Raw genomic sequence first — 7,598 nt, 5'->3', positions numbered from 1 at the left:
AGTCTTTCGTCGGAATCAATGAGATCACGTTATGGGATGCAAGTCCAGTTTTTTTAAAACGAGTCGATCCCTCAGGCCAAGGGCCCAACCTACGATAACTGGATCCCTCGGGCAAGCCGAGGGACGTAGGAGCAAGGGTTAAAAACCCTGCGGAAAAGTGCAAAATTAGCTGTTACTTTCAACAAATGCAGTCAGTTGTGATTTGCTCAGCAGACCCATCTTCATTGCTGCCACCTGGCCGTTTTTGAAAATAATCAGAGTAGGGATACTCATAACACCATACTTGGATGGAGTTTGTGGATTTTCATCAATATTTACTTTGGCGAAAGTAATCTGCTCGTGATGACTGGCGGCAACTTCTTCCAGAATAGGTGTTAACGCACGGCATGGACCACACCATTCGGCCCAAAAATCCACCAATACTGGCTTGGTTGAATTCAATACGTCCTGCGAAAAGCTCGCATCAGTTACCGTTTTAATATGTTCACTCATGTGTTATCCCCTAAGGATTTAAGAATTTAAAATACGATCTTGATTATATACACAACAGAAGACGACTACAAATCGCCCCATACGGCCTGCAAAATACTCAGAGCGGCAATCGCAGCAGTTTCTGTGCGCAAGACCCTTGGTCCCAAAGACAGCGGCGCGCAATGACTCTTTGTTAATTGATCAAGTTCCTCAGCCGAGAATCCCCCTTCAGGACCAATAAATAAATACACTTCTTTGACTTTGCATTGATAATCTCGCCAGTGTTTATCAGCTCCAGGCGAGAGCACAAAGCTGGCGACAGCAGGCATTTGTTTCAAAAAGCCGGCAAAGGTGATAATCGGCTGTACTGGCGGTACGGTATTTCTTCCGCATTGCTCACAGGCGGAAATGACGATATGCTGCCACTGCGCCTGTTTTTTTCTCATTCTCTCCTCATCCAGCTTCACGGCGCAATAGTCAGTAAGCACCGGCGTAATACTGGCCACCCCAAGCTCTGCCGCCTTTTGCACGACAATTTCCATACGCTCACCTTTTGAAACGCCTTGCACAAGATGAAGTCTGATTGGCGATTCGCGATTCCTTTCCAAAGCGGAAATGATTTTAACCGTTACCTTTTTTTTATGCGCTTGAACTATTTCGGCATCAAATTCCTGGTTATTGCCGGGAAACAGGCAAAGCCTGTCGCCTGGCTGTTTTCTTAAGACCACACCTACATGCTGGCCGGCCTCAGGTGACAGCTCAATAATTTCTCCAGGGGAATATTGTCCTGGCTGGTAAATACGAATTAAACGCACAGAAATCCTCTCGTTAATTTCTATCAATGACTATGCTACTATCTCTAGGGCGTGTTTTTAAGGTTATTGATCAAACTTTAAAAACACGACCTTGCTTTTCTATTCTGGAGAAAATAATGACCGCCACACGCATTGAAACCGACAGTATGGGTGAAATCCCGGTTGAGACCAGCCGCTATTGGGGGGCGCAGACCGAGCGCTCGCTGCATCATTTTAACATTGGCAATGACATCATACCAAGAGAAGTTACCCATGCCTTTGGCATTTTAAAAAAAGCCGCCGCTCTCACCAATCTTGAACTAGGAAAACTACCCAGGGATAAGGCCGATCTGATTATTAAAGCGGCTGACGAGGTTAGCTCAGGTGTGCTGGATGAACATTTTCCTCTGCATGTCTGGCAGACTGGCAGCGGAACCCAATCCAATATGAATGCCAATGAAGTTATCTCAAACCGGGCAATTGAGCTTGCCGGAGGAGTAAAGGGCAGTAAAACGCCGGTTCATCCGAATGATCATGTCAACATGTCACAATCATCCAATGACACCTTTCCCACCGCTATGCATATCGCAACAGCCATTGCCATTCACAAGCGCCTGCTGCCTGCGGTGCGTGAATTAAGAGATACTCTGGCTGCCAAGATGAATGCATTTAAGGACATCGTAAAGATTGGTCGAACTCATCTTCAGGACGCAGTCCCTTTAACTCTCGGACAAGAGTTTTCCGGTTATGTCGCGCAACTCGATGCCTGCATGCAATATGTTGAGCAATGCCTGCCAGATGTCTATAAACTGGCGCTCGGAGGCACCGCCGTTGGTACAGGCTTGAACACCCACCCGCAATTTGCCGAAAAAGCGGCTGCCCACATCGCTCAGATTACCGGATTACCTTTTGTATCCGCACCTAACAAATTTGCAGCACTGGCCTCTCACGAACCGCTGGTCATGGCGCATAGCAGCTTCAAGGCATTAGCTTGTGCACTGATGAAAATTGCCAATGATGTCCGCTGGCTTGGTTCAGGTCCTCGCTGTGGAATTGGCGAGCTTATTCTGCCTGAAAATGAACCCGGTTCATCCATTATGCCCGGCAAAGTAAATCCCACCCAATGTGAAGCAATGACCATGGTCTGCGCACAGGTTCTTGGGAACGACACCACAGTTGGAATTGCAGCCAGCCAGGGGAATTTTGAATTAAATGTATTTAAGCCGGTTATCATTTTTAATGTGCTTCATTCATTAAATCTGTTGGCGGACACCTGCCATTCGTTCAGGGAGTTCTGTGCGGAAGGTCTACAGCCCAACTACACACAAATTGACTATTATCTGCATCACTCACTGATGCTGGTTACAGCACTTAATCAGCATATCGGTTATGATAAAGCAGCCAAAATTGCCAAAACAGCGCATCATGACAACACATCTTTACAGGAAGCAGCAGTTAAACTGGGCTACTTAACCGCTGAGCAGTTCAACGAATATGTTAAGCCTGAGGAAATGGTCAACGCTGGTTAGTTCACATACCGCGGGATTAATCCCGCGGTTCCTTCAGCATTTGGCTGATCGCCCCCACATTATTACTGAAAATCCAGCGCATCCCTCTTTGCACTTCACGATAGAGCACATTTTTTGAATCTACAAAGCCAACCCCAACTTTTTGCTCTGCAAGCTTTAGTGATTCAATTTTTTTGCTGGAAAAAAGCAGATAATGACCTAAAACACCGCCGTACTGCTGATTCAAACTATTCTGACAAAAGCGAGCCATATTATTATGCCCTGCAACCAGCAGCATGGACTGCCTCGAGAATAGGGTCAGTTCGCGAAATATTCCCTCATCCAGACTTAACAGATGGTAATCGGTTTCAGGCTGTAAGGGGCTTAAAACCTCAAACAAAGCGCCCTCGCCTGCAAATGGCGCCTTTAGCTCAATAAAGAAATGCAGCGAGTTCCCATATCGATTAATGACTTCCTCCAGAGAAGGAATCATTGGCACTTCTTTTTTTAGCTCAGCAAAGCTAAGCTGATTTACCCACTGTTTTTTTCCCCACAGCCGATTCAAATCGGGATCATGATGCACCACAGGCACCTGATCGGCAGTCATCTGAATATCCAGCTCAACCCCCCAGCAGCCTAACTCCAGGGCACGGTCAAAAGCAGGCAGGGTATTTTCAATGATCCGCAATTTCCTGCTATGCGCTCCACGATGCGCAATCAGATAAACCTCTTGCAATAATTGATTTTGTGGCCGCAAACGCGGTACGCAGGCAAAATATCGGTCTATACTTTTTTCAAGACACTCAAGAAAAGTCATTCTGGGCTTTACTAAATAAAAAAAGTGTAGCAGCTTTTCATAACGCTGTTAATGATGCTTTTTATATAAACCACGCAAATAATGATTGACATCAGAACATTTCTTGAGTACCTTAGCCGCAATGCCGAGGTGGTGGAATTGGTAGACACGCTAGCTTCAGGTGCTAGTGGGGGCAACCCCGTGGAGGTTCGAGTCCTCTTCTCGGTACCATTAGTGAACTTGTAACAGTTCACAAAATTCATTGCAAAACACTGCTCGTTTTCTTTTTACTCATCAAATTACCCCTTAACCTAACTAATTGTGATTTTTATTCTACTCTGTAAAATACGATTCGTTTTACAAAGGAGTGAGCCTATGTTGTTACAGGTACAAGCGTTGTCACTTGCCTTAGCGGAAAAAATGGCGGAAGCGGCAGAGGCTTTTGCACTTGAAAAGGGCTTAACTCTGGCGTTTGCCATTATGGATAATCATGGCAATCTGAAACTGTTCAAGCGTATGGATGGCAATAACTTCGTTAGTGTGCGTATGGCTCAGCTTAAAGCAATGACTTCAGCGAGCATCCCGGTGTCCACCAAAACACTGGCCGAGCGAAATACTGCTTATGCCAATAGCCCCTACACCTCAGTTCCTGATATTGTTTTTCTGGAAGGCGGCCTGCCAATTATAAGCAAAACTGGACAGCATCTTGGCTCAATAGGCGTTAGCGGAGCCAACCCTGAGCTGGACGGGCAATGTGCTCAAACAGCCCTCGATGCCATCAGAGACTTCTTATAATGCAACAGAAGCCAGCTCTTGACCAAAGCGAACGGGGGAACCGGCCTGCAAGGTATTTGTCCATTGCAAGAGATGCTCATTGGTGAATAGTAAAACAACTGTTGAGCCTAACTTAAAAAATCCTACTTCGCTGCCTTGTTTCAGCATGGTTTCAGCCTGCTGATATTCAAATGTCTGAACCTTTTTCTGACGCCGCAATTCACCGTGCCAACTGGTGCCAATGGCTCCGACAATTGTAGCACCTACCATGACCATCGCCATTAAGCCCAAGCGGGTTTCAAAATAGATAACCAGACGTTCATTACGCGCAAATAACTGGGGAATAACCCGCGCCGTGGTAGGCTGTACGGAAAATAAACGACCTGGAATGTAAACCATTTTGCGAAGAATCCCATCCAGCGGCATATGCACGCGATGATAATCTTTCGGTGACAAATATAAAGTGATGAAATGGCCATCCTGAAACTGTGCCGAGACTGGCTCGTTGGCAAGAAAATCACTAACGGTGTAATAGCGCCCTTTGGCCTGCAGCAATTGCCCTTCGTTTATCCGACCCAGTTCGCTGACAACCCCATCCACAGGGGAAATGATATCGGCTTTGGCAAGAGGACGGCTCTCGGGTTTGAGATTACGGATAAAAAACTCATTAAAACTCTTATAAACGGCCGGATCTTCCACCAGTGCTTCCTGCATATTAACCCGGTATTTGGCGATAAATTGCCGGATAATAAAATTTTTAACCGCAGGGGATTTGACATTAGCAAGCAGGCCGGCCAAAACGGTCAACGCCTGCTTGGGCAGCAGATACTGGGGAAACGTTTTAATAAAATCAATGAGCATACAATTACTGCAACTAAATATTGAGCCTAATCATAAGTGAATTCTTTTGCGCTGTCACCTGACACCGCAGCTAGGCTTCGCAAAGCATTTACAATTGCGCTGTTCTATGGCTAATTAATAGTTGGCTTTAAAAGTATTCAAATGTGGACATCAGGAAGATTTCTCTGCTTTGAAGAGGTTGATTTATCAAAAACTAATCAATATGAGCCAGCACGGAGGGCCCACTTATGAAGGAAGGACATTCTCGTATCCCCTATCGCTCGATGCAAGACAATTCGCGGCTAAACATTGCTACGAGACCCTTTTATGATGAACTCTGTTACACCGAAGAAGAATTACAATTCCGACAACGCGTAATTAATCTGCGAACTGCGAGCAAAATCGATGCCCAGCTGCTTAGCACAGAAGACAGCTGGTTTAATGAAGATAAAACCCAGGCCTTGGCTGCAGTGAATGAGGGATCGTGGTTGTTGAGTGTTCAATATCGGCCACGCCACGAACTGAGCTTAGACGACTTTCATGCTGAAATCCTTCCTCCTCAGCGGGTAAGCTGGACGGGCCTGAGTATGATGATGAGGCAGATTGGCGATTACCTCTTGATCAGAAATGATGCACTTAGCAAAGCACATCTTAACCAGCCATTTAATTATGTGTTACTGGACAGCATGCAGATTCTGCGAAAACTGGCTGCCATCAATGATGCAGAATATGTCAGTGAACAGTTGCAGTTGTTCACCCAATACTTACGGGCAGTCGAAGTGATGACCTCACCTATGGCCGGCAGCGATCGCCTGTTTTTAGCGGATTGTCGCAGTACTATTGAAAAAGACATTCAATTTGATATCCAGCAAAAACTGCAATCCCGGCAGTTTAAAATAAAAATCGAACGTCTTCATCATGAGTTGACCAATCTGGCCCAGAAACGACACACAGGAATGCATTTTGCTGTAACCGCTTACGATGCAAATCCACACCCCTTTTGGGAACTCTACAAAGACGCACAGACGATTGGCTCTCAGCGGGAGTTTCCGACTCTGGCAGCAAAACATTGTGCACAAATAACCAGCGAAACAAATGAGCTTGCCCCAGGGTCTTCCGGTAATCTCGCAGCACCTGAATCCATTCGCCTGACTGCCGAGGATCTGAAGCAGTGCCCTGGTTTTAAGTTTATCGATAATTTGCCATCAACCATTCATGAAGCTTACGGTCAGGCGATTAGTGATTTACAGGAAGTGTTAAGATTTCAGAATATCCTTGAGCAACTCTCACAGCTGCTCGATCAGGCCGGAGAAGTGTTTACCATCACACAATTTCGCTCGCAAATGCTTGATCTCTTTGAAGGAATTGAACTGTTCGTACAACGTTCGCAAGCCCCGGTTAAGGAAGTATTGGAGGCCAATAGCGCCGCCTATCATCAATCCATTCAAGACAAACAGGATATTCGCTGGTGGGAAAAATGGGTTTCGGATAAGCCCGAAAAAATTGATAGCTTTATTAACAATCAGGATAATTTGTCACGTTTTGCTGTAACCCCTGTTAATCTGCAGCAGGTTGAAAAGCAAATTATGGAACAAACGAATCAAATAAAAACGCACCTCCATCAGTTCGCCAGCGAGGAAAAACAGTTGGAACTCATCAGCTCAACCAAAGAACTCATGGGGCAAGTGATGAACTCTATGCAATCCTGGGTTAATCAGCAAAACCGCCTTGCCGGCCTGCCTGAAAAACCAATGCTCCAGACGCCAATTACAAATTCCTATCCAAAAAAAAATAAATTGCTCGAAACCAAAACACAGGAGCCTGCAAGAAGAAATCGCTTACCAGTAACAGAAAAGGCGAGCGCGAAACGGTCTGAACGATCCCGATTTTTTAAATCCTCTCCAGAGCCTCTTAATCAGATATTTATTTCACCGGCCACAGATACTCGCCGGCCGCTGCCCGCTTATAGCCCGCCCTCAATCGCCGCAAGGTCTAATGAAACTACGGCTCAGGAGGTTGCAGCCTTCAATCCGCTTATTTTTTTTAGCATCCTTATTTTATTGCCTTTAGGAATTATACTGCTTAAATTGCTCTATGATCGTTATCAGTCAAGAACGTCTAACCCTGGCGCAACCCAGGAAGTCAATCCGTTACAATATGAAGAAAGTCTCATTAAAGCCGAGGACTCACTGGCGGTTATTGCTGGCTATGTCAGCGCTTATGGTGATGAAGACGAAAAGGCTGTTCTCGAGGAGTTTAGCGACACCGCTAACAGGTTAAAATCCCGGCAGAAAGCGATGCACTATGATCAAAACGCATTGGAGAGCTTGCTGGAAGAGTTAAATGACTTTATCCAGGACCATCGCCTTGCAAATAGCAGCCCTAAAACTTAGGGCGTGCTTTAAGTTCTGGCAG

7 protein-coding genes and 1 tRNA gene are annotated in these 7,598 nt (G+C 45.7%); 4 read left to right on the top strand and 4 right to left on the bottom strand.

Translation table 11 applies throughout. The annotated features are described in order from the left end of the window. Nucleotides 1–165 precede the first annotated feature (165 nt). Together trxA and E1O89_RS14790 are read right to left on the bottom strand one after the other, a co-directional pair. On the bottom strand, nt 166–492 hold the full coding sequence (gene trxA / locus E1O89_RS14795) for a thioredoxin (RefSeq protein ID WP_058506956.1): 327 nt from the start codon (nt 490–492) through the stop codon (nt 166–168). A gap of 65 nt (nt 493–557) precedes the next feature. Next, a complete protein-coding gene (locus tag E1O89_RS14790; protein WP_133140829.1) occupies nt 558–1,286 on the bottom strand; it encodes a 16S rRNA (uracil(1498)-N(3))-methyltransferase in 729 nt (242 codons plus the stop codon). Nucleotides 1,287–1,402: 116 nt separating this feature from the next. Between E1O89_RS14790 and fumC the strand changes: the two genes are divergently transcribed. Next, the gene (gene fumC, locus E1O89_RS14785) at nt 1,403–2,794 is read left to right on the top strand and encodes a class II fumarate hydratase (protein WP_133140828.1); all 1,392 of its coding nucleotides are present in this window, start codon (nt 1,403–1,405) and stop codon (nt 2,792–2,794) included. A gap of 16 nt (nt 2,795–2,810) precedes the next feature. Here fumC and E1O89_RS14780 read toward each other — a convergent pair whose 3' ends face one another. Next, nucleotides 2,811–3,590: a glycerophosphodiester phosphodiesterase gene (locus tag E1O89_RS14780; protein WP_133140827.1), complete on the bottom strand. Its 780-nt coding sequence runs from the start codon at nt 3,588–3,590 to the stop codon at nt 2,811–2,813. A gap of 123 nt (nt 3,591–3,713) precedes the next feature. Here E1O89_RS14780 and E1O89_RS14775 point away from each other — a divergent pair. Both E1O89_RS14775 and E1O89_RS14770 read left to right on the top strand, forming a co-directional pair. After that, a tRNA-Leu gene (locus E1O89_RS14775) sits at nt 3,714–3,800 on the top strand. A gap of 144 nt (nt 3,801–3,944) precedes the next feature. Next, on the top strand, nt 3,945–4,364 hold the full coding sequence (locus E1O89_RS14770; RefSeq protein ID WP_133140826.1) for a GlcG/HbpS family heme-binding protein: 420 nt from the start codon (nt 3,945–3,947) through the stop codon (nt 4,362–4,364). Here E1O89_RS14770 and asd read toward each other — a convergent pair. Then, entirely contained in the window at nt 4,359–5,204 is an 846-nt protein-coding gene (asd, locus tag E1O89_RS14765) for an archaetidylserine decarboxylase (protein WP_133140825.1), read from the bottom strand. The genes E1O89_RS14770 and asd overlap by 6 nt on opposite strands. A gap of 227 nt (nt 5,205–5,431) precedes the next feature. Here asd and E1O89_RS14760 point away from each other — a divergent pair, with 227 nt between their 5' ends. Then, nucleotides 5,432–7,576 (top strand): hypothetical protein, encoded by a 2,145-nt coding sequence (locus E1O89_RS14760; RefSeq protein WP_133140824.1) that lies wholly within the window; start codon nt 5,432–5,434, stop codon nt 7,574–7,576. Nucleotides 7,577–7,598: the final 22 nt, after the last annotated feature.

The organism is Legionella genomosp. 1, assembly GCF_900640215.1.
Classification (GTDB): Bacteria; Pseudomonadota; Gammaproteobacteria; order Legionellales; family Legionellaceae; genus Legionella_C; species Legionella_C quinlivanii_A.
Note: the sequence above shows the minus strand (reverse complement) of the source record. Positions and strands in the feature narration are given on the sequence as shown.